26 protein-coding genes are annotated in these 25468 nt (G+C 38.1%); 2 read left to right on the top strand and 24 right to left on the bottom strand.

Annotated features, from left to right (window positions below):
* Positions 1–35: 35 nt before the first annotated feature.
* From MKX55_RS08300 to MKX55_RS08275, 6 genes are all read right to left on the bottom strand, one after another.
* Positions 36–1133, bottom strand: coding sequence for an alcohol dehydrogenase family protein (locus tag MKX55_RS08300; protein WP_339237554.1), 1098 nt, complete (start codon positions 1131–1133; stop codon positions 36–38).
* Between the two features lie 229 nt (positions 1134–1362).
* Positions 1363–2601, bottom strand: a complete 1239-nt coding sequence (locus MKX55_RS08295; RefSeq protein WP_339237551.1) for an FAD-dependent oxidoreductase — start codon at positions 2599–2601, stop codon at positions 1363–1365.
* Positions 2602–2673: 72 nt separating this feature from the next.
* Positions 2674–3033: a non-heme iron oxygenase ferredoxin subunit gene (locus MKX55_RS08290; protein WP_042533254.1), complete on the bottom strand. Its 360-nt coding sequence runs from the start codon at positions 3031–3033 to the stop codon at positions 2674–2676.
* A 108-nt stretch (positions 3034–3141) separates the two neighbouring features.
* The gene (locus MKX55_RS08285) at positions 3142–4299 is read right to left on the bottom strand and encodes an aromatic ring-hydroxylating dioxygenase subunit alpha (protein WP_339237547.1); all 1158 of its coding nucleotides are present in this window, start codon (positions 4297–4299) and stop codon (positions 3142–3144) included.
* Between the two features lie 34 nt (positions 4300–4333).
* Positions 4334–5875, bottom strand: a complete 1542-nt coding sequence (gene pruA / locus MKX55_RS08280; RefSeq protein WP_339238465.1) for an L-glutamate gamma-semialdehyde dehydrogenase — start codon at positions 5873–5875, stop codon at positions 4334–4336.
* A gap of 25 nt (positions 5876–5900) precedes the next feature.
* The gene (locus MKX55_RS08275) at positions 5901–6941 is read right to left on the bottom strand and encodes an ornithine cyclodeaminase family protein (protein WP_339237546.1); all 1041 of its coding nucleotides are present in this window, start codon (positions 6939–6941) and stop codon (positions 5901–5903) included.
* A 410-nt stretch (positions 6942–7351) separates the two neighbouring features.
* Here MKX55_RS08275 and MKX55_RS08270 point away from each other — a divergent pair, with 410 nt between their 5' ends.
* Positions 7352–8914, top strand: a complete 1563-nt coding sequence (locus MKX55_RS08270) for a BCCT family transporter (protein ID WP_339237545.1) — start codon at positions 7352–7354, stop codon at positions 8912–8914.
* A 96-nt stretch (positions 8915–9010) separates the two neighbouring features.
* On the opposite strand, the gene MKX55_RS08265 is transcribed toward MKX55_RS08270, so the two are convergent.
* The 9 genes from MKX55_RS08265 to MKX55_RS08225 all read right to left on the bottom strand — a co-directional run bounded on the left by MKX55_RS08265 (position 9011) and on the right by MKX55_RS08225 (position 16896).
* A complete protein-coding gene (locus MKX55_RS08265) occupies positions 9011–10429 on the bottom strand; it encodes an MFS transporter (RefSeq protein ID WP_339237543.1) in 1419 nt (472 codons plus the stop codon).
* A gap of 102 nt (positions 10430–10531) precedes the next feature.
* Complete coding sequence (locus tag MKX55_RS08260; RefSeq protein ID WP_339237541.1) at positions 10532–11152, bottom strand: nitrite reductase; 621 nt, start codon at positions 11150–11152, stop codon at positions 10532–10534.
* Positions 11153–11434: 282 nt separating this feature from the next.
* On the bottom strand, positions 11435–11713 hold the full coding sequence (locus MKX55_RS08255) for a glutaredoxin family protein (RefSeq protein ID WP_339237539.1): 279 nt from the start codon (positions 11711–11713) through the stop codon (positions 11435–11437).
* A gap of 36 nt (positions 11714–11749) precedes the next feature.
* Positions 11750–12445, bottom strand: coding sequence for a hypothetical protein (locus MKX55_RS08250; protein WP_339237537.1), 696 nt, complete (start codon positions 12443–12445; stop codon positions 11750–11752).
* A gap of 72 nt (positions 12446–12517) precedes the next feature.
* Positions 12518–13111 carry a DUF1541 domain-containing protein gene (locus tag MKX55_RS08245; protein ID WP_339237534.1) on the bottom strand — a complete coding sequence of 198 codons (594 nt, stop codon included), beginning with the start codon at positions 13109–13111 and terminating at the stop codon, positions 12518–12520.
* A gap of 1 nt (position 13112) precedes the next feature.
* Positions 13113–15539, bottom strand: coding sequence for a heavy metal translocating P-type ATPase (locus MKX55_RS08240; RefSeq protein ID WP_339237531.1), 2427 nt, complete (start codon positions 15537–15539; stop codon positions 13113–13115).
* 87 nt (positions 15540–15626) lie between these two features.
* Positions 15627–15833 carry a copper chaperone CopZ gene (copZ, locus tag MKX55_RS08235; RefSeq protein WP_042533234.1) on the bottom strand — a complete coding sequence of 69 codons (207 nt, stop codon included), beginning with the start codon at positions 15831–15833 and terminating at the stop codon, positions 15627–15629.
* Positions 15834–15907: 74 nt separating this feature from the next.
* Positions 15908–16255 (bottom strand): metal-sensing transcriptional repressor, encoded by a 348-nt coding sequence (locus MKX55_RS08230; protein ID WP_042533232.1) that lies wholly within the window; start codon positions 16253–16255, stop codon positions 15908–15910.
* 200 nt (positions 16256–16455) lie between these two features.
* Positions 16456–16896 (bottom strand): Lrp/AsnC family transcriptional regulator, encoded by a 441-nt coding sequence (locus MKX55_RS08225; RefSeq protein WP_339237528.1) that lies wholly within the window; start codon positions 16894–16896, stop codon positions 16456–16458.
* 118 nt (positions 16897–17014) lie between these two features.
* Here MKX55_RS08225 and MKX55_RS08220 point away from each other — a divergent pair, with 118 nt between their 5' ends.
* Positions 17015–17566 (top strand): cysteine hydrolase family protein, encoded by a 552-nt coding sequence (locus MKX55_RS08220; RefSeq protein ID WP_339237526.1) that lies wholly within the window; start codon positions 17015–17017, stop codon positions 17564–17566.
* A 167-nt stretch (positions 17567–17733) separates the two neighbouring features.
* Here MKX55_RS08220 and MKX55_RS08215 read toward each other — a convergent pair whose 3' ends face one another.
* The 9 genes from MKX55_RS08215 to MKX55_RS08175 form a co-directional block, all read right to left on the bottom strand.
* Entirely contained in the window at positions 17734–18693 is a 960-nt protein-coding gene (locus tag MKX55_RS08215; protein ID WP_339183948.1) for a cation diffusion facilitator family transporter, read from the bottom strand.
* 183 nt (positions 18694–18876) lie between these two features.
* Positions 18877–19200: a metalloregulator ArsR/SmtB family transcription factor gene (locus MKX55_RS08210; RefSeq protein WP_042533193.1), complete on the bottom strand. Its 324-nt coding sequence runs from the start codon at positions 19198–19200 to the stop codon at positions 18877–18879.
* Positions 19201–19343: 143 nt separating this feature from the next.
* Complete coding sequence (locus tag MKX55_RS08205; protein WP_339237524.1) at positions 19344–20246, bottom strand: ROK family protein; 903 nt, start codon at positions 20244–20246, stop codon at positions 19344–19346.
* An 87-nt stretch (positions 20247–20333) separates the two neighbouring features.
* Positions 20334–21485 carry a GGDEF domain-containing protein gene (locus MKX55_RS08200; protein WP_339237521.1) on the bottom strand — a complete coding sequence of 384 codons (1152 nt, stop codon included), beginning with the start codon at positions 21483–21485 and terminating at the stop codon, positions 20334–20336.
* Positions 21486–21869: 384 nt separating this feature from the next.
* Positions 21870–22331, bottom strand: coding sequence for a VanZ family protein (locus MKX55_RS08195; RefSeq protein WP_339237520.1), 462 nt, complete (start codon positions 22329–22331; stop codon positions 21870–21872).
* A 181-nt stretch (positions 22332–22512) separates the two neighbouring features.
* Positions 22513–23550, bottom strand: coding sequence for a hypothetical protein (locus MKX55_RS08190; protein WP_339237519.1), 1038 nt, complete (start codon positions 23548–23550; stop codon positions 22513–22515).
* A 455-nt stretch (positions 23551–24005) separates the two neighbouring features.
* Positions 24006–24440 (bottom strand): VOC family protein, encoded by a 435-nt coding sequence (locus MKX55_RS08185; protein ID WP_212928292.1) that lies wholly within the window; start codon positions 24438–24440, stop codon positions 24006–24008.
* 220 nt (positions 24441–24660) lie between these two features.
* A complete protein-coding gene (locus tag MKX55_RS08180; protein WP_339238463.1) occupies positions 24661–24765 on the bottom strand; it encodes a YvbH-like oligomerization domain-containing protein in 105 nt (34 codons plus the stop codon).
* Between the two features lie 21 nt (positions 24766–24786).
* Positions 24787–25077, bottom strand: coding sequence for a PH domain-containing protein (locus MKX55_RS08175; protein ID WP_339237514.1), 291 nt, complete (start codon positions 25075–25077; stop codon positions 24787–24789).
* Positions 25078–25468 lie beyond the last annotated feature (391 nt).

Genomic DNA, 25468 nt, shown 5'->3' with positions numbered 1-25468 from the left:
CAGCTTTTTCATTCTTAATTATTAATCGCGTGTAACTATTCCGCAGTAACATCGATTACAAATTTACCAGCTAGTGTTTTAGATAAGAAAGCTTTTTGAGCTTCTACAATATCTTTTAATGGAAATTCTTTTGCTACGGCTGGTTTGATTTTCCCTTCTTCAATATAACGAATCAGATTCTGGAAAGCTTCTTTTGTTTGATAGGTACTACCAAACAAACTTAAATCTTTTAAATAAAGATCCCGAACATCAAGCTCTACAAGCGGTCCGCCAATTGCTCCAATAACGCCGTATTTTCCACCTTTCTTCAAAACGTCTAAAAGCTCGGGCCACATCTTTCCGGCAGCTACGTCTAAAACGACATCCACCTTCATTTTTCCAATTTTTTCAACGTAGCTGTCCCCTCGATAGATAATTTCATCAGCACCGTAGCTTTTAACTCTTTCTACTTTATCACTGCCGCAAACAGCAATAACCTTTGCACCTCTTACTTTCGCTAACTGTACGAGCGCAGCGCCAACTCCCCCTGAAGCACCAGTTACCAGAACGACATCATCTTTTTTGACTCCCACTCTGGAAATAAGGTTTTCAGCGGTTCCATATGAACAAGGAAAAGTGGCAAGTTCCTTATCAGATAAACTGGAGTTGATTACAAAAGCTTCTTCTGACAATACAGTTGCATATTCGGCAAAAGCTCCATCACATTCTGAACCAAATGTAATTGATTCTAACCCATTTTCACTTGTTTCTCTTTGTTGCACGGAACGTATTAATATTCTTTCGCCAAGTCTGTCTTGACTGACACCTTCTCCGACAGCGACTATAGTGCCGCAGCCATCTGCCCCCTGAATCCTCGGGAACTCCATCGCCTTCCCGAGCCATGAACCATCATCTGTCACTTCTTCCTTGAATCCTGATGCTCCTCCTTCATTCGTTTCTGATTTTACACTTTTTGAATACCACCCTATACGTGTGTTCACATCTGTATTGTTTACAGCTGCTCCGCCAATTTTCACCAGTACTTCTCCTGCTTTTGGAGTTGGTACATCAATATCTGTACGGTATTCTAACTTTTCAAACCCGCCATTCCCTGTTAAATATACTCCACGCATTTTTTTTGGTATTGTATTCATCGTTTCTCTCCTTTTAAAACATTTCACTGTACCAGCTAGTATTAATCTAAATTAAAAAATATTCTAAATACTTGGATGACAAAATTTCATCCAACGTATTTCTTTTCAATTCTGAGGAATAATATAAATAATATTGTTCCATATTTTCTACACTTTAGGAAGTTGTTTTTTGGAATTTATTATTCCTCAGAGCTGCTTTTTATTTTCGACTTTATGAAGAAGGATAACCCTAATCCACCTCTACATACATACACTCTTTCAGTTTTATATCCGTATTAGGTAATAGCTCTGGAACTACAGGCTTCTGCTGGTTAATTAATCTGCGCACCGCCAAAGCATTTTTGGGTTGATTTACGAGTAAAGCCGCCTCGATTACATTACTTTTATTTAGATAAAAATAGCTAAATTCCTTATCTTCTACATTTCCCCGTAACACTGTCGTTTCCCAATTTTTCGTATGTCCAAAATATTGTAACCGGTAATCGTATTGATCGGACCAAAAATATGGAACGGTAGAATAAGAGGTTTGCTCTCCTCCCAGCATATTTTTCGCAACACATTTACCATGATTGATTGCATGATCCCAATGTTCTATGTGAATGTTATTTCCTAAAAATGGCCACATCGCGCAATCCCCGGCAGCATATACATTTGGTAATGACGTTTCACCAAATTCATTAACAATATAACCACGGTCAATCTGTAATTCTTTATCAAGCAATGCTGTATTTGGGATAACTCCGACACCTACAATAACTGCCTGGCAAGGAATCGATTTCCCTTTCTCTGTCAAAACTTCTTCAACCTGTGTCTCTCCATTGAATTGTACAACGGTATCTTCCATAATAGCTTCTACACCTTCAGATTGATGCATTTGAAGGAAGTATTCTCCCATTTCGTCACCTAGAATGTGAGCTAAAGGGAGTGGTGCACGCTCCAACAAAGTTACTTCTTTACCCAGCTTTTTGAATGAAGATGCAAGCTCTGCTCCAATAAAACCTGCTCCAACAATAGCAATCTGTTGAATATCATCCAATTTCCCCCTTATTGCTTTTGCATCAGACAATGTCTTCAAATAGTGAACACCTTCCAGATCAGATCCTTGTATCGGCAACCTTCTTAAGCTGGAACCTGTCGTTAATAAAAGCTTATCCCAGTTTATTGTTTCTCCATCTGATAAAACGGCGCTTTGCTTCTCTGAATCAATCGAAACGATTTCAACACCAAGCTTCAAATCGATTTGCAGCTCTTCAAGATTTTCTTGCGTATGCAAAGCGATATCCGTTTCTGTGGATTCACCCAGCATAAATTCCTTTGAAAGCGGCGGGCGGTCATACGGCAGCTCTGTATCTCGGTCAATTAACACAATTCGGCCTTCATACTCCTCATTACGCAGCGCTTCGGCTGCATGTATTCCTGCTATACCAGCTCCGACAATCATAATCGTTTCAGCAGAGTTAGTCATCATTCATCCTCTCCAATCTTCTTTAAAACGGAATATATTTTACATTTCTGTATCATATTAAATTATTTCGCTTCATCATTCTCCATATATATCCAAAGCTTTTATCCATATCGAGCCGTCTTGTTCCATTACGTCATAGACAGACAATGGCGTAACAGCTGGCCCCTCTAATACAGAGCCATCACGAATGTCAAAACAAGCAAAGTGAAGCGGGCAATATAAACAATGGTCCTCTAGTTCCCCATCCACCATTTCTGAATAGGCATGCGAACAAATGCCATCTACCGCATACACGGAACCGTCTACTCTTGCCAGAACTACGGTTTCTTTTCCAAGAAATATATCAATCATTTCCCCTTCTTTAACTGAATCACTTGCTGCTGCAAAGGTATACTTATTTTCCTCTAACGGAAGGTTTTCTGTCTGATTTGTCATTTTCTCATCTCCCTCCTCGATAGCTTCTCAAAACGAAAACAGCGTTTTTGGAAGAAGGGATATAATGATGTTAAAATCGTTTCCCACCATTATATCCCTACCTATCGTTTAGTTCTTTTCCATTTCGTTTTGCACGTACTTTTTAAAATTGGCAACTCGCCAATCGATTGGCGTCAGCGTACCGCCATTTTTATAGGAACGGGATTCATTCCCTTCCTGTGCAAGTGCACATGCTTCCCAATCCTCTTGACAGGTTACATCCCAAAATTCTACTGCATCATCGATATATGCGTCATCTTTTTCTAAAACATCCGGGTCAAACAGCCAGTACCCTTTCACCACAGATTCATCTGCTTTAATCGGGAAGATTGCAGCAATAAATACATAGTCAGAAGCCATGCAGATATAAGAATGCGGGAAAATATGCAGATAAGCAATTTTACGCTGATCCTCTTCACTTAATCCCGGGAATACAGGCCGGTAAGCTTTCCCGTCTACATTCACGCGCTCGAATCCAGGATTTAATCCCATCGAGCCGACATGTTTGATAACCTTTGTTTCCGGCACCTCTTTATCAACCCATTGTCTAGGCTGCATCGGAGGTGTTGCTTTGCTTAATTCCGGGTGAATCGTGCCGCAATGATAACATTCCTCTGCGTTATCCATTAACAATTTCCAATTTGCTTTTACATTATAGGTTCCTGTTTTACCAATTTTCAGTCTATGCATTTGGTATTGCTCATAAATCGACCATGATTCTGGCAAATTAAAACTCTCTTTTAATGAAGGAGCCTCTGAATCAGCATTGATCCAAATAAATCCATCCCATGTTTCTGTTCTTATGCTGACCAGGGAATGCTCACTTCTGTCAAAGCCTTCATCTTCATCCGAAATATTTGGTGCTTTTGTCAATTCACCAGTATCCCCGCTATACATCCAGCTATGATAAGGGCAGATGATTCTTCCTCTAGGGAAGTTTCCTGCCTCTGTCGTACACAAGCGGGAACCGCGATGGCGGCATACATTATAGTACGTATTGATTTCGCCATCTGAACCGCGGGTAACAATGAAGTTCTCATGCGCGACCTGGACGGTCTTATAATCGCCGCTGTTCGGAATTTCTTCTTCTCTTCCTGCAAGCAGCCATGTCTTAAACCATATTTTCTCTAACTCTTCATGAAAGTGATTCGGATCATAATAATCACTCCCTGGAGACGTAGGTTCAAACTTTGCGTAACTTGGAAAACCGCCTTCAATTGATTTCATACTATTAACCTCCCATTTTAAATAGATTTATAAGTTAAAAATTTTCAGCAATTGTTTTTGCTTGCACAAAGTGCAATAAATACTCTAAAGTTCCTGTCTTCTCCCCAGTACCGGACATATAATAACCGCCAAATGGCTGGATTCCTACTAATGCTCCTGTACATTTCCCGTTTAAAAATAAGTTGCCGCATTCCATTTTTCTTCGGGCATAGGAGATTTGTTCACGATTGTTCGTATATAAAGCTCCTGTCAAACCAAACTGGGTATCATTATATACATCGACTCCTTCTTCAACACTCGCTGCTTTGCATATAGCCAGAACCGGACCAAAAATTTCCTCTTTCATTATTCTTGATCCTGGAGCGACATCCTTAATAATGGTTGGCGTAATATAATACCCTTCCGTATTATCACTGTTACCGCCAAAAACCAGTTTCCCTTCTTCTTTCCCAATTTCTATATATTCGTTGATATTTTTAAATGCTTTATCATCAATGACAGGACCAATTGGATTATTTTCAGTACCTGGGCCGACATGAAGTTTTTTCGTACGTTCAACAATTTTATCAACCATTTCATCGTAAACGCTCTCATGAATGATAGCTCTGGAGCCCGCAGAACACTTCTGTCCTTGATAACCAAATGCGGATGTCACAATTCCATCTGCAGCAGCGTCTAAATCTGCTGATTCATCTACAACTACGCCATTCTTTCCGCCCATTTCAGCAACAACCCGTTTTATCCAGCGCTGATTTGGTATTCTTTTATGAGCCAATTCATCGATATGCAGACCTACTTCCATGGAACCGGTAAACGAAATAAAATTGATATCTCTGTGTGTTACTAAATCATCACCAATTTCTCTGGAGGAACCTGGAATATAATTAATAACTCCGTCAGGAACGCCTGCTTCATGCATGATTTCCATAAATTTAGCTGCTACGATTGGAGTCAAGGAAGCTGGCTTCAATAATACAGTATTGCCGGTAACGATGGCAGACACAGTCATCCCCGTAACAATCGCCAACGGGAAATTCCAAGGAGAAATGACGGCCCCAACCCCAAGCGGCTTATATTCAAGATGATTTTCAACACCCGGGATGGTAACCAGATTTTCTCCCTGTTCAAGCTCTATGGCTTTACGGGCATACATTTCCAGAAAATCAATTGCCTCGTTAATTTCTCCATCAGCTTCCGCCCAGTTTTTACCTGCTTCATATATTTGCCAGGCAACCAATTCCGGTTTGCGCCGCTCCATGATTTTAGCCGCTGTGAATAAATAACGTGCTCTTTCCAGGAAAGTTATAGCGCCCCAGCCTTCATGTGCTTTTTTGGCAGCAGTTATTGCTTCTTCAATATCTTCTTTACCAGCTTGGCTAACATAACCGATCACTTCATCATGTGAAGCCGGATTATAAGAAGCCAGTTTGTTTTCTTTTGAAACTTCTTTTCCTCCAATAATCAGAGGATATTCCTTGCCAAATTCTGTTCTTACATATTCTAAATTTTTATTTAATGCTTCTCGATTTTCAGATTTTCCCCAATCTGTCGGCATATCGTTTTTAAATGGTGTGATAGGCAATAAAGACACCTCCTAAAGATTAATACATTGCAGGCTCAGACCATAATTTTACTGAAGTACCTAATCCGCGCTCCTTCGCATTTTGATAAATCTGATAGCTGTTTGCTGTATCAGTTGCGCAAATACCAAGCGTTACAAAGAAGATGCTGTCGTCGTCATTTTCGCGAATAACTTTATCTCCTTTAATTACCTGACCTAATTCAATAATATCGTCCTGAGCTAATTTCCCAGCTTTCGTCAATTCAGATAAAGGATATTTATCATCTTTTAAGCGGAGCTTATAATCCATGCAATATTTATTAAATCCTTCTAAAATAGCATCGTTTTTATGATCCCACATTGATACTCCAGAATGGAAGGATCCTTTTTTAATCCATTCTTTCGGGATATATTCATTCCCTAAGTTGACATTTGTTGCTGTATATACAATATCAGATTGCGCTACCGCCTGTTCTACATCTTTACAGATTTCAAAATTATAGCCTAAATGCTTCCATCTATCAGCGAATTGCTTTGCGCGATCCTCATTCATATCATATAGTCGTACGGTTTTAATATTTTTCATTACTTTGCTTGTTGCTTCGATATGAGCATTTTGAATAACACCGCATCCTACTAACCCAAGTACTTCTGAGTCTGGACGGGCACAATATTTCGCTCCTAGAGCACTGGAAGCCCCTGTGCGTAAAGCGCTTACAATCGTATCGTCCATAACCGCAAATGGATATCCAGTATCTTCATTATAAAGAATAATCATTCCATTTGATCTTGGTGTCTGTCTTTCTACCGGATTCAAAGGGTTACTCGGGATACCTTTAACAGCAGCAACTCGCATTTCTTCTGAACGGATTAAAGCAGCGTGTACACCAATTCTTTTACCTGAGTAGTTTCCTTCTTCCCATAACAGGTGTAATAATTCTGGTTCAACCACTTTATCTTCTGCCAACCATAAATTTACTTTTTCTACATATTCCAGAATCATATCCATATCTTTTGCGCCGCTTTCAATACATTCCTCTTGAGACAACCATAAAACGTCTACTTCTTTAGAATTACTCATTAAACAAACACTTCCTTTTTTTGTTTTTTAGTTAACTTTCATTTAAGTAAAGATATTTCGTTCTTTTGATTAATGTTCTATGCTATTTTTCATAAACCCCTTCTTTCAGATAATCAAGTTTGAAAAGTTAATTACGATTATATTATAATCATGATTATTAATAAATGCAATACTTTATTTATTAAAAATTTATAAAAAATTATTTGTATTCAATCATGATTATGATATAATCTTGATTGTGTAAGCGATTCCAATTATATCTATTAATTACATTTAAGTCTAGTATTTGTTTTTTAAGGAAGTGATTTTAAACTTATAACTACTACTAAAATTTGTTAAAATTACCATGAGACGAACTGGGATAATTTGTCGGATTACTTTAGGGAGTATTGAAACTGGGAGGAGATTTTTTGTTTAAGGAAAATAGCGTTCTTAGTATATCTTTAATATTAAGTATTTTGTTTGTAATCATCGGGGTTGCTTTTAATGATTGGCTAGGGCAGAAAGCATCGGCTTTTTTGAACTTTACAGTTACTTATTTTAACTGGTTTTATTTACTTGTAGGCACTATTTTTGTAGGGTTTTGTCTTTTTCTGATGTTTTCAAAATATGGAAAGACACGGTTAGGAAAAGATACTGATAAGCCTGCTTATAGTACGTTGTCATGGATTTCCATGCTGTTCAGTGCAGGCATGGGGGTCGGTTTGGTGTTTTGGGCAGTTGCTGAACCAGTTTCACATTATATAACGCCTCCAACTGGAGAAGGTGCAACAGCAGAAGCTGCCACCGAAGCAATGAGAGCCACCTTTTTTCATTGGGGGATGCACCCTTGGGCATTATTCGGAACTGTAGCTTTAGGTTTGGCTTATTTTCATTTTCGAAAAGGGCTTCCACCTTCCATAAGTTCTATTTTTTACCCATTGTTAGGTGACCGGATTTATGGAACTCCCGGAAAAACAATTGATATTGTTTCTGTATTTATCACTGCAGTTGGTGTAGCGAGTACATTTGGATTAAGTACTTTACAAATTAACAATGGAATGAATGCTCAATGGGGAGTACCAATTACCTTCCCTATTCAAATGCTTATCATCGGATTTGCTACTTTGATATTTATTATCTCCTCGTGGTCAGGATTAAATCGGGGATTGAAATATTTATCTTACTTCAACATAGTACTTTTAGCTTTTGTTGTGTCTATCATACTTATCTTAGGGCCAACCAGACAAATCTTTGAAATACTGATCTCCACTACAGGAAGTTATGTGGGAAGTATACTGCCTACGAGTCTTCGAATGGAACCTTTCAATAGCGAAGGAAGCAATTGGATAGGCACCTGGACCGTGTTCTACTGGGCCTGGTGGACCACATGGTCTCCTTTTGTAGGCTCATTTGTGGCAAGAATTTCGAAGGGAAGGACCATTAAGGAATTTGTTTTGGGCGTATTATTAGTACCCTCCTTGATATCCTTTATCTGGTTTTCAGTTCTTGGAGGCAGCGCTATCCACTTAATTCATGATTTAGGCAACAGTGAATTAGCGGAAACGATAAACGCAAATGTAGACGGAGCTTTGTTTGCTTTTCTAAGCGAATTTCCACTGGGTAACTTTTTAAGTATATTGGCTCTCTTGCTAATTTTTATTTTCTTTATCACCTCAGCGGATTCCGCTACATTTGTATTAGGGATGCTGAGCAGTAATGGTAAATCAAATCCGTCAGGAAATCTTAAAATAACATGGGGACTAATCACTGCAGGGTCTGCTGTCGTTTTCCTATTAGCCGGCGGACTGGAAGCAGTCAGAACAATAGCTATCGTCATAGCCACCCCATTTACCATTATTACTGTTTTTATCTGTTGGGCGGTGCTGAAAGAGTTAAGAAATGAAGATAAAATTAGACACTCTAAAATCGCAAATAAAAAATATAAAGTGGCTCGATATAGTGATTATAATTATAAATCCCGCGCTAAATAAGTGTACAAGTTATACAGAGAACATTTAGGGTCAACATTGTAAAAAAAGATTCCTTCTATCATATTTTGATAGAGGGAATCTTCTTTGTGTTCACCATTATTTTTTGGATTGAACAAATAACAAAGCTGACACAGCTCCAACGAAAGCAAACATACCTGCCCAGAAGAAGCCTTGCTGGAAACCTTCATTCAGAGCAACGACTGAATCAGCAGCGTCACTCGCTCTGGTTGCTGCACCGGCAATCGCAACCATAATTGATAGACCAATGGCAGAGCCAATTTGGAAGTTCGTATTGTATAAACCGGAAGCAAGACCTGATTTTTTGGGCTCTACTTCTGATACGGACGCTGTTGTAGACGCTAAATAAGCAAGTGCATTACCCAGCGCTGCAACAAATGAAGGTATTAATACACTTATAAAGTAAGTGCCATCCACTGTTGCAAATTGTGAAAATAAAATATTACCCAATCCAAGAATCACAAAACCTGTAGCCATCGTCATTTTTATACCTAACTTTGCCAATACCTTTTCAGCTACGACGATCATGAAGAATGCCATAAATAAAGGCACAGGCAATACTGCCATTGCGCCGGCTGTCGGAGAGTACTGTAACACTTGCTGCAGATAAAGGATCAACATATAAATTAATGGGAACCATGCTGCCTGTGTTAAAAAGACGCCGATATTACCAATACCTAAGTTAGGTGTTTTAAATATATTAAGTGGTAGTAGCGCTTCTTTCATCTTGGATTCTACGATAAGGAAAATCAGAAACAGAACAACACCTGTAATAAGCGAAATCATAACATTACTTGATGTCCAGCCGCTATGTTCCGCTGATACAATACCATAAACAAGTAACATCAAAGATGCTGTGACTAAAATAGCACCGACATAATCAATACGCCCTTTTAATCTTTGTCCGGATTTTTGTAATAGCTTAGGGCTGAAAATCAAAACTATAATACTTAACGGTACATAGATGAACAATGTCCAGCGCCAGCCGAGTGATCCAGTTAAAAGTCCTCCAAATACAATTCCGAATGCGCCCCCTGCTGCACCAGACAAGCCCCAAAAGGCTAGTGCTTTTGCTTTTTCAGACGAGCTGAAATTAAACAGCCGCATGACCATAGATAGAGCTGAAGGGGCAATTAAAGCGGAACCCAAGCCTTGAATTCCACGGAATATATTTAGACTTAGCTCGCTCCAGGCTAAACCAGCAAATAAAGATGAAACTGCCAAAATTAGAACACCAGTATTAAAAATACTGCGGTTGCCATATAAATCAGCTAATTTCCCTCCTAATAAAAGGAAGCCTCCAAATATGAGCAGAAATGCGCTCATCACCCATTGCAAACTTTCTTGCGTATAACCGAGTGACTTTTGAATGGACGGCAGTGCTATCTGAATAATAGACGCGTCCATTATGACAAGGAAGTTCGCAAAACATAATAAAAACAGTGCTTTCCACCGTTTAGAGTCTGGTTGTGAGTTTATATTTGTATGTGTAGACATAGATGTATTGCCTCCAATAAATAGTACTTGTATTTAATCACCATAAAGATGTTATTTATCACGGGGAAGTATCCGTAAAACTTTCATTGAGTGAACTTCATTCTAAATATTTACCAGCCGCTCTTTTCCGATTCTTCTCCAGAATTTAAAGAAAGTCTCTCTTTTCTTACCAAGTTTTGCATAGCTGTCAATAATCTCAGCTACTAATTCGTATAACTCTTCCGGCTCCAGATTCTCTTTCAGAAGCATCCCCACTTCTGCATCGAACCCCTTGCCCTTTCCGCCTACATATAAATTGTACTGATCCTTAAATTTCATAACGCCTATATCGCTTACCATTGGTTCTCCACAGCCAATCGGACAGCCTGTATAAGCCATCTTTAAGGTAAAAGGAACTTGTTTGCCGGCAAATCGCTTATTAAGCTCTTTGGCTACAGGCATCCCTTCCCGCTCTTCTCCTTTACAAAAATTGCAGGTTCTCAAGCTCTTAACGTAATTTCCTACTGGATAACAAGCCAATCCGGCACTTTCAAATTCCTTTATAATTTCTTCTTTATTACTTTCCGGTATTTCAATATAAAGCTGTTGAAAAGTGGTTAATTCCAGCTCTTCGTTTTCATCCATATATTTGGAGATAGTCAGCAGCTGGTTGGCATTTAGTTTTGATCCGAATCCAATACCTCCATTGACGGCGATTTTAATCTTTTTTCCATCACTCTCCATATAAACTCCCCCTCTTTATCCTTTTTCATTACTTTTATACAATACGCAAGTAAGGTATTTTTAATGACAAAAAATAAATAGATTCCATAAAACGAAACTTCATTCAATGGGAGTTTATGCCCTTCTCCCACTGAATGATTAGTTGAGTGATTCAGGGAGTTAGCGCCCGTTATCTCCCGCCTGAATATATTTATTTTCACTCTTTATTTTGTGGCGGGAGTTTTACGGGCGGTTCTCCGTGATAAAGAAATAAAATCTCTTTACGGAATCCATTTCTCTCTCTTAGCTGACTTCTAACAGCTTTTTGATTTCTTCTTTATTTTGCTCAAACCCAGTCATACTTTTCGCTTTTTTCCTTAAACCCAGCATAGAAGATTGAGAAAAAACAATGCCGGGAACGATTCTATTTCCTGTTATCTTTTTTAATTCCTTCTCTTTTTCAGGCTGTTTTGCTAAGTCATATTGCTTATGCTGGATTTGATGTTCTTCCAAGAAGTTTTTCAAATCCTGGCAATCTGAGCAAGTTGGTCTAGTATAAATTTCCAAATGATATGCAGCCATTTATTAACTTACCTCCTCCAGGTATGATGATATCACTTATTTACTTACTTCAATATTGAATGAATAAGTGTGTACCTTATTATTAAATTCAAATTCTGACCAAATTTTATACATGCCCTGCTTTGGAAAATGAGCATGGAATGTCGTTGTGTCGTCAGAATCTGGATGAACATGGATATATTGTTCTGCTGCTTCATCTACAATGACTACATGCCCCAAAGCACCTAAATACGGTTCAGGAGTTTCTCCATGCATATTAAAATCTAAAGGTACTGCTTTTCCGGTCTCTGCTTTGACGTCCTCTAACGTAACAGTTTTACCATCTACTTCTTTTGTCCAATCATCGTCAGGCTTTAAGACAGCTTTTCCTGTTTCCTCCGTTCCAACCTGAACTGGACTTGGAGCTACCTGATATGCTTTTTCCTTTGGTGTAATATCAACAAAGGCTTTGTACGTATCATCCTTTAAAGGCTGGTTAATAGTATAAAGTCCTTCCTGCTCTTTTTCCGGATGCAAATGATAATATTGCTCCAAATCATTCGATACCATAATAAAATGCATTTCTTTTTCATGTGCCAAAGCCAGCTCCGGCGCTTTTCCGGCATTATCCTCTAAGGCGATAGATATTTTTCCGTCCTTATACGTTACATTTACTTTCACCTCTGATTCACCTGAATGATGATGGTGGTGATGACTATGATCTATATTTACTTCCTCCTTTGATTTTTTCATATGATAATTCACAGCATTTCCGTTTGCCTCGACAGATTCTATGAGAAGAACTTTTTTACAAGAGGGTAACTCTTAATCTGCCGGTGCTAACTCTTCCTCTGTTACCCATTTATGATATTGAACTTCTTCTCCAGTATCTGTGGTTTCAAAATCAACCATATAGACAGTTGTTTCATCTGCCGAATCGATTTCCGCATGAGCACCGTCCATTCCTTCCATATGATCGGCATTCAATACAACCTCCGTGCCAGGATCTAATAGAGCAGCATCTGGATTTTCCAACTCTTCATGGATGACCCACTTATGATTTTCGATTTCCTGCCCATCTTCTGTCGTATAAGATACGGTGTAAACCGTCGTATCAAATGCGCCGGAGACTTCCGCAACAGCACCATCCATTCCTGGCATGTGATCGGCACTTATGATTGCCTCACTGCCGATTTCAAATATCGGGTCCTTTGCTTCTTGAAGACCTGCAGGGATGTCTCCAGAACTGGACATTTCTTCAGCTGAATGCTCCATCCCTTCATGCTCATTTTCATCTGCGTGTTCATCGTGTTCCATTTCTCCGCTTGCCAGCGGATTTTGCCCGGTAATAATCGCAAACGCTGCGAAAACAGCTACGACATAGATAATCCCTAAGGAAACCCACTTCTTAATGGACATATTATTGTCCTCCTTTTAATTTCAAGCGTTGTAATCGTAAAGCATTTAGTACAACGGATACTGAACTGAATGCCATCGCTGCTCCGGCAACCCATGGAGCGAGCAGTCCAATTGCTGCGACTGGAATGGAAGCTGAATTATAGAAAAATGCAAAGAACAGGTTCTGTTTGATATTACGCATTGTTTTTGCGCTAATTTGTACACTGTCTGCTACGCTATTTAAATCGCCGCGCATCAGCGTAATATCCGCTGCTTCAATCGCTACATCTGTTCCTGTACCAATCGCCATACCGATATCTGCTACGGCTAACGCTGGTGCATCATTGACACCGTCACCGACCATGGCGACTTTTTTGCCTTCCTGCTGAAGCTTTCTAACCTCATCTGCTTTTTGCTCTGGAATAACTTCTGCGATAACACGGTCGATTCCCACCTGTTTTCCGATTGCATCAGCTGTCCGCTGATTATCTCCAGTCAGCATAATAACTTCCAGTCCTTGCTCGTGCATTCTTTGGATAGCCGTTTTAGAAGTCTCTTTTACAGTATCAGCAACTGCGATAACACCTGCTAATTGATTTTCCAAACCAATTAACATCGCTGTTTTTCCATCTGATTCAAGGTCTGCCATATTATCTTCTACAGAAGAGACATCAATACTCTCTCGCTTCATTAACTTTCTTGTACCGACAAAAATCATTTTCCCATCTACAGATGCTTGAATACCGTATCCCGGTATCGCTTCAAAAGAATCGGTTTCTTGAATCTGAACGCCTTTTGCTTTTGCACCTTTTACAATTGCTTCTGCCAATGGATGTTCAGAATTATTTTCAGCAGAAGCGACGAAAGCGAGCACTTCTTTTTCTGTAAATCCTTGCTCAGGCAGAACATCTGTTAATTCAGGTTCTCCTTTGGTTACTGTTCCTGTTTTATCTAAAACAATTGTGTTCAGGTTACGTGTATTTTCTAAATACTCTCCGCCTTTAAACAAAACTCCCAGCTCTGCTGCTCTGCCTGAACCGGCCATCACAGATGTCGGAGTAGCCAGACCAAGCGCACATGGGCAGGCGATGACCAATACCGTAATCGCAGGGACTAAAGCAGAGCGTAAATCGCCAGGTGCAACAAAGAAATACCATACAAGTCCCGTCACAAGTGCTATTCCTACAACGATGGGAACAAATACGCCAGACACTTTGTCAGCAACACGCTGAATGTCGGCTTTACTTCCTTGTGCTTCCTCAACAACCTTTACAATTTGAGACAGAGCTGTATCCTTACCAACCTTGGTAGCTTCCATCGTCAGCAAGCCATTTTTATTAATAGTCGAACCAATAGCTACATCTCCTGTCTTCTTATCAACAGGAATACTTTCCCCAGTAATCATCGATTCATCAACTGCTGATTCCCCTTTTATGATTTGACCATCCACAGGGATTTTTTCACCAGGACGTACCATAACCACATCACCAACGATTACTTCTTCAATTGCAATTTCTTGTTCTTCTCCGTTTCTGATGACGCGGGCAGTTTTTGCCTGCATGCCAAGCAATTTTTGAATTGCCTGACCTGTTCTTCCTTTGGCACGAACTTCAAATAGTTTTCCAAGCAGGATTAATGTGATAATAACTGCCGCAGCTTCAAAATAAAGCTCTGGCATACCCGCCTGCCCTTGTACCTGCCACTCGTAGCCGAGGAAAATACTATAAACAAAAGCAACCGTTGTTCCCAATGCAACAAGGACATCCATATTCGCACTGCCATTTTTCAATGCTTTATATGCGGATTTATAAAATTGTGCACCGACAATAAATTGTACGGGCGCCGCTAATGCCAGCTGCACCCATGGATTCATCAGCATATCTGGTGAATAGATGAACGACGTAAATTCAAAGTGTGTTACCATCGTCCATAATAAGGGAAGGGTTAAAATGGCTGAAAAAATAAATTTCCCTGTCTGATGCCGAATTTCTTCTTCTTTATTATTTGCTGTTTCTTCTTTAGATGATTGCACTTGTAAGCTGTAGCCTAATTTTTTTACAGCTTCCATCATATCGCCTGCAGTAACTTGGCCTTGGTCATAATCTACTGCTACGTTTTCTAAAGCAAAGTTGACAGAAGCGTTAGAAACACCTTCCATTTTATTTAATCGTTTTTCAATTTTATTGGCGCACGCTGCACAGGTCATACCCGATATATCAAATGTTTGCTTATCATGCGCAACATGATAGCCTAATTTTTCAATTTTATCTTCAAAATCCTGCACATTTGTTTTATCAGGATCATAAACAACCTTTGTTTTTTCAATTGCAAAGTTGACATTTGCATTTTCCACGCCTTCTATTTTGTTGAGCCCTTTTTCAATTCTATTGGCACATGCTGCACAGGTCATGCCTTGAATTTGTAAGTTTACTTCCTTTTGTGCTCCCATTTTCTCCACCTCTCTTATACCCTTAAGGGGTATTAAAAATTCAAAAAGGAAATCGTGCTGCTGAAAGCACGATTATCCCCTTCTTATTTAAGCGACATCATAGCCTTGTTCTTCAATCACTTCTGTAATTTCTTTTAAATTTACTTTATCAGCATGGTAGGTTACGTCTACTTTTCCATCTTCTAAATGTACTTTGACAGATTCAACTCCATCCAATTCTCCTACGTTGCCCTCAATTGAGTTGACGCAATGGCCACAAGACATTCCTTGAACATTTAACGTTTTATTTTCCATGTAAATTACCTCCTAATTTTTAATTCATCTTCATATTACCATACCCTAGATAGGTATTGTCAAGTTAAAAATTTTTACTTCATTATTTTTGAGATAGTTGTCATAAACTCTGCAACAATTTCTGGGTCTTTACTCTCTAACCTATCCATTACACATGTGTTTATATGGCTTTCCAGAAGCAGTCTTGAAACAGAATGCAATGCAGATTGCACCGCTGACATTTGCGTTAAAATATCATCACAATATACATTCCGGTCAATCATTCGTTTAACACCTTTGACCTGCCCTTCAATCCGGTTCATGCGATTCATTAAATTTCGCTGAAGCTCATCTGTCATATGCGTGCTGGAATCTTCTCCATCTTCAGCGCAACACATTTTCTTCTGTTCGATCGGAGCCATTTGTTCAGTTGTCTTACCCATATCTATTCTCCTCTCTTGTTCCAAGGATTATTCAACCTAATTTGTTTCTAAACCCATCATACTATACCCCTATAAGGTATGTCAAATTTGTTTTTATAATATTTCACATTCCTGTTGACTGATTTCCTGCCAATTACACTGTAATAAACCTCCTGCATCTTAACTTCCTTGATCTGGATAACCCGATTTAAAATAATAAATCAGGTTGCGTTCAACGGATTATGCTGCTTTATTTCTTTTATGGATAAGTACAGCATATAATTCCCAAAATCGAGAATCTTATTAAGGATAAGGTTTAACTGTTCTTGAGAACGAACCTTTATTTTCAAATGGTAACAGCCTTCACCTGATACCCGGTGAACCTCAACAATTTCCTTTTGATTATTGGCGAAATAAGTAAACGAGTGATGATCAGTAGTTTTCATATAAATGATAACAAAAGCTGTATAAGATAGTCCTAATTTCATTTCGTCGACAATAACCGAATATGCTTTGATTACGCCATTATTCTCAAGTCTTTTAATACGATTTCCTACAGCTTGTCCTGTCATATGAATCTGCTTTCCTATGTCTTTCCACTGCATACGCGAATTTTCAGACAGTATCTGAAGTATTTGAAAGTCAATGTTATCAAGTTCCATAGTATATTCCTTTCACCGTGAAATGATTTGCTGTAAAAGTGTTTCAGCAACGTATCGATAGAAATCGAAGTATCGTTTATCATGATATTGTAACAAAATTTTTAATGAGGTGATAATAATGAGCACAGCTTTAATTATTGTAGATATTCAAAACGACTATTTTCCAAACGGAAATATGGAATTAGTCAATCCTGACAAAGCAGCTGCGAACGCTGCTAAAGTACTGGAATGGTTTAGACAGCATCACAAAGAAAATATTTTTCACATTCAGCATATTGCTGGCGACCCATCGTTAGGATTCTTTCTTCCAGATACGGAAGGGGCTAATATAAATGAAGCTGTTCTTCCATTAGAAAACGAGCGTGTTATCACAAAGCATTTCCCTAACAGCTTTTTAGAAACAGATTTAGAAAGCAAGTTAAAAGAAAAAGGGATAACCAACGTCGTTGTTGTGGGCATGATGACGCATATGTGTATTGATGCTACAGTTAGGGCTGCAGTGGATTTAGGTTATGATACGACACTTATTGAAGATGCATGTGCTACCAGAACCTTGGCCTATAATGGAAAAGAAGTTCCAGCTGAACAAGTTCATTATGCTTTTGTCAGTGCGCTAGATGGTATGTATGCTAACGTCATTTCTACTGGAGACTTTCTCTCCAATAACTAAAACAATTTAAGAAAGTATTATTGGTTGCTTAGGCCATGTAAAATCAATAAACCATTCCCGACAAAATTTTCAAGTTATCCATCATCAAAAAATGGAGATTTCTCTAATTCCTGAGAAGTCTCCATTTTTATTTAAACTCTTACATTTCCGCCTTACCCCCTGCTGAATCAATGACTATGCCCATGATGATGATGCTCTTCCCCCGCATACTCTGCCTGACACATAATCGTATCTTCATGAGGATGCTCCTCTGTTTCTACTTGAATCGTGACATGACCGATGTTCTCATGCTCCAATTCATGTTCAATTTTCCGGAGCAGCTGCTGACTTTCTTCTACAGTCATCTGACCATCTACAATAATATGGCAGGAAAGCACATTCTGTCCGCTTGTTACACTCCATACATGCAGGTCATGAATTCCCTCGACACCATCTATATCACTCATCTTTTTAACGACATTTTCTAAATTCACATTAGCAGGTGTGCCTTCCATCAATACATGGATAGAGGCTTTCGTTACACGCCAGCCGCTGACTAAAATAAGCAATGCTACCAGCACACTCGCCACCGTATCTGCCCAAGTCCATTGAAAGAAAATGATAAGAAGTGCTGCAATAATTGCCCCTACTGATCCTAATAAATCACCTAAAACATGGAGGAACGCAGCTCGCATATTCAAATTATTTTCTGTATCTCCGCCGCGCAGCATAATAAATGCTACAATAATATTGACAAGTAAACCAATAACAGCAATGATTAACATTCCCGTTGAAGCTACTTCCGGCGGATCAAACAATCGTTGATAACCTTCATAAAAAATGTAGATAGATACAATAAGTAATGTGGCACCATTAATGACCGCTGCCAGTATTTCAAAGCGCTTGTATCCATATGTCTTCCCGTAATTGGCAGCTCTCTCTCCTAATTTAAAAGCAATCAATGCAATTAATAAAGAGATGGAATCACTCAGCATATGCCCCGCATCAGCTAAAAGAGCTAAGCTGTTTGTCAGCAAACCACCTATAACTTCTATAACCATAAACACCGTGATAACAAGAAAACTAATCAGCAATGTCTTTTTATTTGCACCATGTGTATGGTCATGGCCGTGATGATCGTGTCCCATGTTAAAACCTCCTTTATGTTTATATTCATATATACGCATATAGATGCTTACAGAAATCTTCCGCCTGCCTTCTAAGTTAAGAAGCACCGATACTTTTTGGATATGTCTTTTCATCATTAGATTAATATGTAATCATATACAAATATTAAAACGATTACTTTTATAACATCAATGATTTTGATCCTAACTATGACAAGCGTGGTCTATCATTTGTTTTAATATCAGCATAACGTGTTCATCATCATGAGAATAGTAAAGCGTGGTTCCTGCCCGGCGATATTTCACAAGCCGAAGATTCTTCAAAAACCGCAATTGATGAGATACGGTCGATTGCCTGATATCCAACGTATCTGCAATTTCATTAACGGAACATTCTTTTTGAAAAAGCAGATGAAGAATTCGGACTCTTGTCGGATCTCCTAATGCTTTAAAGGTCTGTGTAACGATAAATAATGTTTCTTCATCGATTTCCTTAGAAGGACTATTTTCAAACTCCAGCTCTTCCATTGTTTTATGAGCCTCCCTTTTAACTATTGTTATTTATCAATTTGCTTATATGAACATATTAACATATACTCATTTAACTTTCAATGAGAAGCCTTTTTGTATTCTTCCTTTAAAGAATGTTAAATACAAAAAGGCAGTTCCCATCACCCATTCAGCAAATTTCCTGTTTTCAGCAGGTGATGATATGTAGCCCCTACAATCCCTGAGTGATTTTTAAAATAACAGGTGTTGATTTCTAACCAATCCTCTTTTAATTCATATGCTTTTAACTGTGATTTTAATTCACTAATAAACGAATCACGATTAGAAATTCCTCCCCCTATTAATATTTTTGCTGGATTAATAACATAAAAAATATGATATATTAAATTCGCAATACGGTCATAAAATGTGGATATGATTTCTATTGCGTCTGCATCGCCCTCATCAAAGGCTTGAAACACTGTTTCTCCAGTTACCTCACTTAGCGGGATTCCTTTCACGGAGGAAAATTGTTTTCGTATAATTGCCATTGTAGCTTTAAGATTTAAGGAATTACTGAAAAGATTCGGTGTTTTGTCCGGGCTGGTCTTCATATATCCAAATTCACCCGCGCGGTGCGAGGCGCCCCTATATAACTGATTATTAAGAAATAAGGCTCCTCCGATCCCGGTGCCAATGGTCATACATACAAAATCGGTATCCTCTCGAGCATTTCCCAGCCATTTTTCTGCATAGGCCACGCAATTAACATCATTTTCAATTGTAACTGGAATAGATAGCTTCTCATCCAGATAGGTTTTCATATTGAAATGATCAAAATCTCTATAAGCCCCTCCATTTTCGATATAGCCGCTTTCCGCATCGATAAATCCAGGAGCGCTGATGGCCAGTCCATTGATTTCGTTGTATTTAGAAGATGCAATCTCTACAATCTTGTCCAGTACAAAGTTACCGTTTGTATTTTTTGAAGAGAATAATTCTACTTCTAATATATCTCCCTGTTCATTTAATATGCCATATTTTATTTCCGTACCGCCTATATCAAATGCTAAATACTGCTTCATTATAAATCCCCCAATATGAACTTATATCAAACGATGCTGTTCTACAATCTTGTAATATAATTACTTCCCCTGCAAGCTCCTTATACATTACGAATAAATTCTTATTGCATTTCTTGCTTCTTTTGCCTGATACAGAGCCAAATCCGCCCTTGCAAACCACTGCGAGGTATCTATTCCCTCTTTATATACCGCCATTCCAAAACTGGTTGTCAAGCTTAGCAGGGGCAGCTTTTTAATCTTTATTTCGAGCAGCTTCTCTTGTATTCTTCTGCAAATTCCTGCCGCCTCTTCTATACTGATATCTTGAAAAATCAAGCAAAATTCATCTCCGCCATAACGATAAGGCGTATATTTTCCGCTGTTTTCTTTTAAAATTTGTGCAAATTCAATGATGCATTCATCTCCGCTATAATGCCCCCATGTATCATTGATTTGCTTAAAATTATCAATATCGACGATGGTCAGAATATACTTTCTATCGGAAGTGCCTTCTATGTTTTTTAAATGATGATGAAACGCTTTGCGGTTATGGATACCTGTCATCTCATCAATTTCCAGCTTTTTCTCTAAATGATATCTTTCTAATTCCAGCTGGATACTGGCCATGTTTTTCTTTCGTTGATAATGAATAAAAACCATACAGGTAAAAGAAAATGCAAGGAGAATAAATAAACCGACTAAAAAATCTCCTAATCTTAATGCACTGTTAAAAATAATACTTTTTTCTGTATCCCATACAATAAATAATTCCGAAACGACAAAACCAAGGATACTGGCTGCAGTTGTTACTGCGGTGACCCTATAGCAGGTGTAGCCGGCGGTCAGCAAAATAGCGATAGCAAAAATAAAATAACTCGCTGCAAATATCGTATGGACAGTGAACAGAACAAAAGCGATAGCCACTAAAAGCAGGGATATCGTATACATCTTTCCCTGGTGTGAAATGCGTTTAGAATACATCACTGCCGTACCAATCGCGAGGAATATTACATTTAGAATGCTTGGTACGGCAATAAACCTCCAGATATAGATTGGAACAGACGTGCTAAGCAGATCCGTCCGGACAATGATGATGCTGAGAAGGCATTCAATGATAAAAGTAAAAATCACAAGCCAAATGGATAATTTATAATGAAACCGGAGCCAGTCCTCGTCCAGCCTTGCATATTCCTTTTCAATTTCAGGAATACTGGTGGCTTTTCTTTCATCTGGATCTAATGTTATTTTATTCTGTCCCATATCAGCCCTCACACTTTAATTATCTTTTTCTGCCATGGAGCTGGTTCAGCGTATATGAAAAATTCCATTAGATACTAAGAAGCTATCATGCTTTTCACTAACGTCTAAAAACTGCAGAGATAATGATAATTTAGTTTATTTTAATCAAGCTAGTTCTTATTTCATATTAGCATATATGGAAAAAATAGTTGTAATTTTTGTTTTTTATCCAATGATTCAAATTAAAAACAGCCTTTATACTTTTTGTTATTGAAGTATAAAGGCTGTCTTCGAATTTCTCTAAAGCTTTCTAGATTCATTTATACATATCAAACTGCAGAAGCGTTAAAACCACTGAGAAACTATTATTAAAAAGAACAATGAACTGTAAAACGAAACCATTAGTCAGCGGATACGCTTTTTGCTGCGCCGCCTTATCAGCTTGGAAATTAGTAAATATATCATAATTCCTGTACTCGCACCAGCACTATCAATCAAGACATCTCTTGCCTCTCCGGATCTCCCGGGGATAAATAACTGATGCACCTCATCTGTGATGGCATACAGAATACAAATCAATAAGGCAATACCTATACCTCGCTTGCCAAATACACCGCTTCTTCTTAATCCGTTCAAGACGAGCATGCCCAGTATTAAATAAGCAAAAAAGTGCGCATTTTTTCTAATGATATGATGCAGTTCTTCTATATGGAACTGGAATGAAGAAGCAAGGTTCTCCAAGGTATTTATAATCATTTCGGTAATTCCTGAACTGAGTTCATTGGAAATGGCAGCAGGCTGATGGGATAAATAAAAAATAAGCGCCATCCAAAATATCACTGCGATCCAGGAGAGGATTTTGTACATGTAACTAGCTCCTTATATATGTGTTTTATCTGCATGAAACATGCACTTATTCAAGTGGCACCTTTCTAAAGCGTATCAGACGGATACTACTCGCTTCTTATGTATGAGAAAATAATAAATGGTAACCCCCCTTTAAGAAAGGAATTATTTCCCTTAAACTTTCTATAATAACATTTTATCGCTACAATAATGTTTTTACAGAAACCTTTTGCGCACTCCAGCCAAGGCTTTTTGCCCAAGCCCGCATCTCAGACTTTTCCAGCCTATCTTCGCTTTCATAAATAGTTCCTAAAAAATTGGCAAAGCCGCTTAAGCCACCAACATCATCACATACGGAGATACCTTGTTTATGAATACAAACTGGTTTATGCTTATCCAAAACCATTGCTTCTGCTTCCGCCAACTCCTCTTGATCTATCAAATTTCGATGTAATAAATCCGCACAATCCTCATATTTGGTGATTTTCACCGTCCAATCATCTCCAAAATCATACTGATAAATGAGTTCATCTGTTACGGGAAACAATTTATTGTCCTGTATTTCTTCCGCTTTCGCAGCGATTGTCTTATCCACTTCCAGACGCTCCAGTAAGTTTTCTACATCCCCCTCTAAAGTAAACGCTGAGCGCATTTCAGCAAGAGTTAATTCAACTAATGGCGCTTTCCGGATGGTTCTCATTTCTGTATCAGGATTTTGCTTTTTCCGTTCCAGATAATCAGTAAATGATTCTTTCACTTCAATCATTGTAAAATAATCTAACATTTCCTTCATATCCTGCTTCGCTATTTCCGGCTGCTCCAGTGTCCCCTTATATATGAAAGGCCCTGTATACTTCTTCCTCAACCATGTATTGATACTTCCACTTTTATAATCTTCATCCCAAAAAAGATCACTTTCTGCTTCAGAAGGAGGTTGAAATAGCGTACCTACTAAATCAGACCAGCCCTTTACCGTGCCTCCGGTCAGTTTCTGAAATACAGGATCAGGAAGTTGAAATTTGCGCAGATGCGCGTTTTGCCATCCAAATAGTTTTTGAATTGCATAATGAAGGTTGTGCAGCGGCATATCAGATGGAATTAGAATGTCTCGGGATATTGATCCACCAGTTAAAGTCTCCCCATACCGATTCAGCATTCTTTTTTCATAATCCGATAAATAAGCGTCTGTTAATTCCAGATGCAGACGTACGGGGGTAATATTTTCATTTGACTTGTCCATATTATATTCCTTCCTTCTTTTAAATAGATTAAATTATATAGAGAACTCTAATATTAACGCTTTTCTATCATCCACATGATAAAATACGCTATCATTATGATAATAAAAAAGATTATTATTCCTGTAAGAGTTTTTAATAAATTCCCTATAATAACCAGCTCCTTCATCACATGATGTCATTATTATAGCATTCACAAAAGGAACGTTCCTACGATTGTTATTTATTTCAGGGTCATAAGTATATAGTGAAGAATATTAAAGAGCACCATACCTAGAACAAAGTCTGTTTATAGATTAACGGGTTTGGAATCTCTGTTATTCATATATAGAAAAAACGTTCCTATTTTCCCTAATGGAATTAGTAAACGTTTTGTTCCATTTATATTTGACTGTCATAAAGATTTCAGATGTGTGAGACTTTTTAAGTAAGCATCTCTACAAAATAGCGCAGATATTTATTCAAAATCTTTACTTAGAATATCCACGCGTTCTTCAAAGGATACTTCGCGGTGAATCTCATGTAACATCCATACATACCCATAGCTGTCAGCAAACATCGCATTAGAGATACCCATTTCTTCCATCCTTGTAACAGGCTGTATTTCTGTTGCATTCGCAGCCATCGCTTTTTCATATGTTTCTTGAATGTCCGGAACTGCAATATTAAACCAAAAAGATTGTGTCTCCCCTTCTTTCGGGGCAAATAATTGATATTCAGGATTCTCATCAAGCATGTGAAAACGCGTCCCGTAAATGGTAAATACTGCTTCATTATTTCCTGCTTTAAAATTTGTTTCTTCTACTACTTCTACATCAAAAATAGACTTGTACTGCGCTAAAGCTGCTTTGCTGTCTTTTACAACAAAATCAAATTCCACTCCGTTAATCATTTGGCATTCTCCTAACTTTTAATTAATTCCTATCTTCTACAATACGCATATTTTTATTCTACTTTGTCAGTACCTTTTCAGCAATCATCGGAGCACACAGAAAAACCAAATTTCTTCAGCGCTCACGCTTTAAGCAGATATAATGATTGGTTTAAAACGTGATTTAATCTGGTCTAATCATGGTGTATCAGGAGACACTATTCATTATAAAGTTTCCTTATTAATTTTGAATATATTTTTTAAAGATATCACCAAAATCTTTTCGTGTATTATTATTGTATGTCGTATTTAACCAATCAAAAGCAAATTTTGTAGCTTTTTCAATTTCATTAGCAATGGCCCCTTCTTAGAAACGATTGTCAGTGAATATGGTTTTGGATAAATCAAGACTATCTTTTGCATAACTTTTTACACGTCCATCACTGTCTTGAATATGTGAAATAGTAACTAATGATTTATATAAATCAGCACCTTCTTTTTTCTCAATATCTACGGAAATGGATTGTCCGCCAATCGTAAATTTTATTTCAAGATTCAGATCAATCGTACCAGCCGTTTCTACTGTGACATTTTGTAGGATAGTGGTAGTAATCATAGCGATAAATATTCCGCTTACTGCTTGTTGACTTCTCCCCATCTCAGTCGATGAGGAAACATAAAGCAGTATTCATCTGATTTCGATTTAATCAAAAAATGAATTTGTTAACCTTCTTCATGCAATACGTAGTCATCTGATTCCTTTTTATGGAAGTCATCCGGTTGAATAATTTTACCAATATCACTCTATCCTAATGCATCACTGGCAATCTTTTTAAACATATAGCACATTATCCTATAACAAATCTCCCCTGAGCAGAAATTTTTTCATACAGTACAGGGAGTTGATTCTGTGATAATTAATCCTAACAATGCTATTTTAACGTAATTATCTAATAATAGGAATTTTACAAGCGAAAGTATATGAATAGGTATAAGCAGATGAAAAAGGAGCTGTCACAAAATACATGGTTTGCATTTGATGACAGCTC

Origin of the sequence: Oceanobacillus sp. FSL W7-1281 (assembly GCF_037969835.1) — a bacterium.
Classification (GTDB): domain Bacteria; phylum Bacillota; class Bacilli; order Bacillales; family Amphibacillaceae; genus Oceanobacillus; species Oceanobacillus oncorhynchi.
This window is presented reverse-complemented; position numbering and strand designations above follow the sequence as displayed.

What these genes read in the sequence shown, in the direction of transcription:
- MKX55_RS08300 (WP_339237554.1), bottom strand. Translation starts at nt 1,133, where the DNA reads ATGAATACAATACCAAAAAAAATGCGTGGAGTATATTTAACAGGGAAT.
- MKX55_RS08215 (WP_339183948.1), bottom strand. Translation starts at nt 18,693, where the DNA reads ATGGGACACGATCATCACGGCCATGACCATACACATGGTGCAAATAAA.
- MKX55_RS08240 (WP_339237531.1), bottom strand. Translation starts at nt 15,539, where the DNA reads ATGGGAGCACAAAAGGAAGTAAACTTACAAATTCAAGGCATGACCTGT.
- MKX55_RS08175 (WP_339237514.1), bottom strand. Translation starts at nt 25,077, where the DNA reads ATGGGGAGAAGTCAACAAGCAGTAAGCGGAATATTTATCGCTATGATT.
- MKX55_RS08295 (WP_339237551.1), bottom strand. Translation starts at nt 2,601, where the DNA reads ATGATGACTAACTCTGCTGAAACGATTATGATTGTCGGAGCTGGTATA.
- MKX55_RS08245 (WP_339237534.1), bottom strand. Translation starts at nt 13,111, where the DNA reads ATGTCCATTAAGAAGTGGGTTTCCTTAGGGATTATCTATGTCGTAGCT.
- MKX55_RS08200 (WP_339237521.1), bottom strand. Translation starts at nt 21,485, where the DNA reads ATGGGACAGAATAAAATAACATTAGATCCAGATGAAAGAAAAGCCACC.
- MKX55_RS08250 (WP_339237537.1), bottom strand. Translation starts at nt 12,445, where the DNA reads ATGAAAAAATCAAAGGAGGAAGTAAATATAGATCATAGTCATCACCAC.
- MKX55_RS08230 (WP_042533232.1), bottom strand. Translation starts at nt 16,255, where the DNA reads ATGGGTAAGACAACTGAACAAATGGCTCCGATCGAACAGAAGAAAATG.
- MKX55_RS08265 (WP_339237543.1), bottom strand. Translation starts at nt 10,429, where the DNA reads ATGTCTACACATACAAATATAAACTCACAACCAGACTCTAAACGGTGG.
- MKX55_RS08290 (WP_042533254.1), bottom strand. Translation starts at nt 3,033, where the DNA reads ATGACAAATCAGACAGAAAACCTTCCGTTAGAGGAAAATAAGTATACC.
- MKX55_RS08195 (WP_339237520.1), bottom strand. Translation starts at nt 22,331, where the DNA reads ATGTACAAAATCCTCTCCTGGATCGCAGTGATATTTTGGATGGCGCTT.
- MKX55_RS08275 (WP_339237546.1), bottom strand. Translation starts at nt 6,941, where the DNA reads ATGAGTAATTCTAAAGAAGTAGACGTTTTATGGTTGTCTCAAGAGGAA.
- MKX55_RS08285 (WP_339237547.1), bottom strand. Translation starts at nt 4,299, where the DNA reads ATGAAATCAATTGAAGGCGGTTTTCCAAGTTACGCAAAGTTTGAACCT.
- MKX55_RS08210 (WP_042533193.1), bottom strand. Translation starts at nt 19,200, where the DNA reads ATGGAAGAGCTGGAGTTTGAAAATAGTCCTTCTAAGGAAATCGATGAA.
- MKX55_RS08205 (WP_339237524.1), bottom strand. Translation starts at nt 20,246, where the DNA reads ATGAAGCAGTATTTAGCATTTGATATAGGCGGTACGGAAATAAAATAT.
- copZ (WP_042533234.1), bottom strand. Translation starts at nt 15,833, where the DNA reads ATGGAAAATAAAACGTTAAATGTTCAAGGAATGTCTTGTGGCCATTGC.
- MKX55_RS08220 (WP_339237526.1), top strand. Translation starts at nt 17,015, where the DNA reads ATGAGCACAGCTTTAATTATTGTAGATATTCAAAACGACTATTTTCCA.
- MKX55_RS08190 (WP_339237519.1), bottom strand. Translation starts at nt 23,550, where the DNA reads ATGGACAAGTCAAATGAAAATATTACCCCCGTACGTCTGCATCTGGAA.
- MKX55_RS08255 (WP_339237539.1), bottom strand. Translation starts at nt 11,713, where the DNA reads ATGGCTGCATATCATTTGGAAATTTATACTAGACCAACTTGCTCAGAT.
- MKX55_RS08185 (WP_212928292.1), bottom strand. Translation starts at nt 24,440, where the DNA reads ATGATTAACGGAGTGGAATTTGATTTTGTTGTAAAAGACAGCAAAGCA.
- MKX55_RS08260 (WP_339237541.1), bottom strand. Translation starts at nt 11,152, where the DNA reads ATGGAGAGTGATGGAAAAAAGATTAAAATCGCCGTCAATGGAGGTATT.
- MKX55_RS08225 (WP_339237528.1), bottom strand. Translation starts at nt 16,896, where the DNA reads ATGGAACTTGATAACATTGACTTTCAAATACTTCAGATACTGTCTGAA.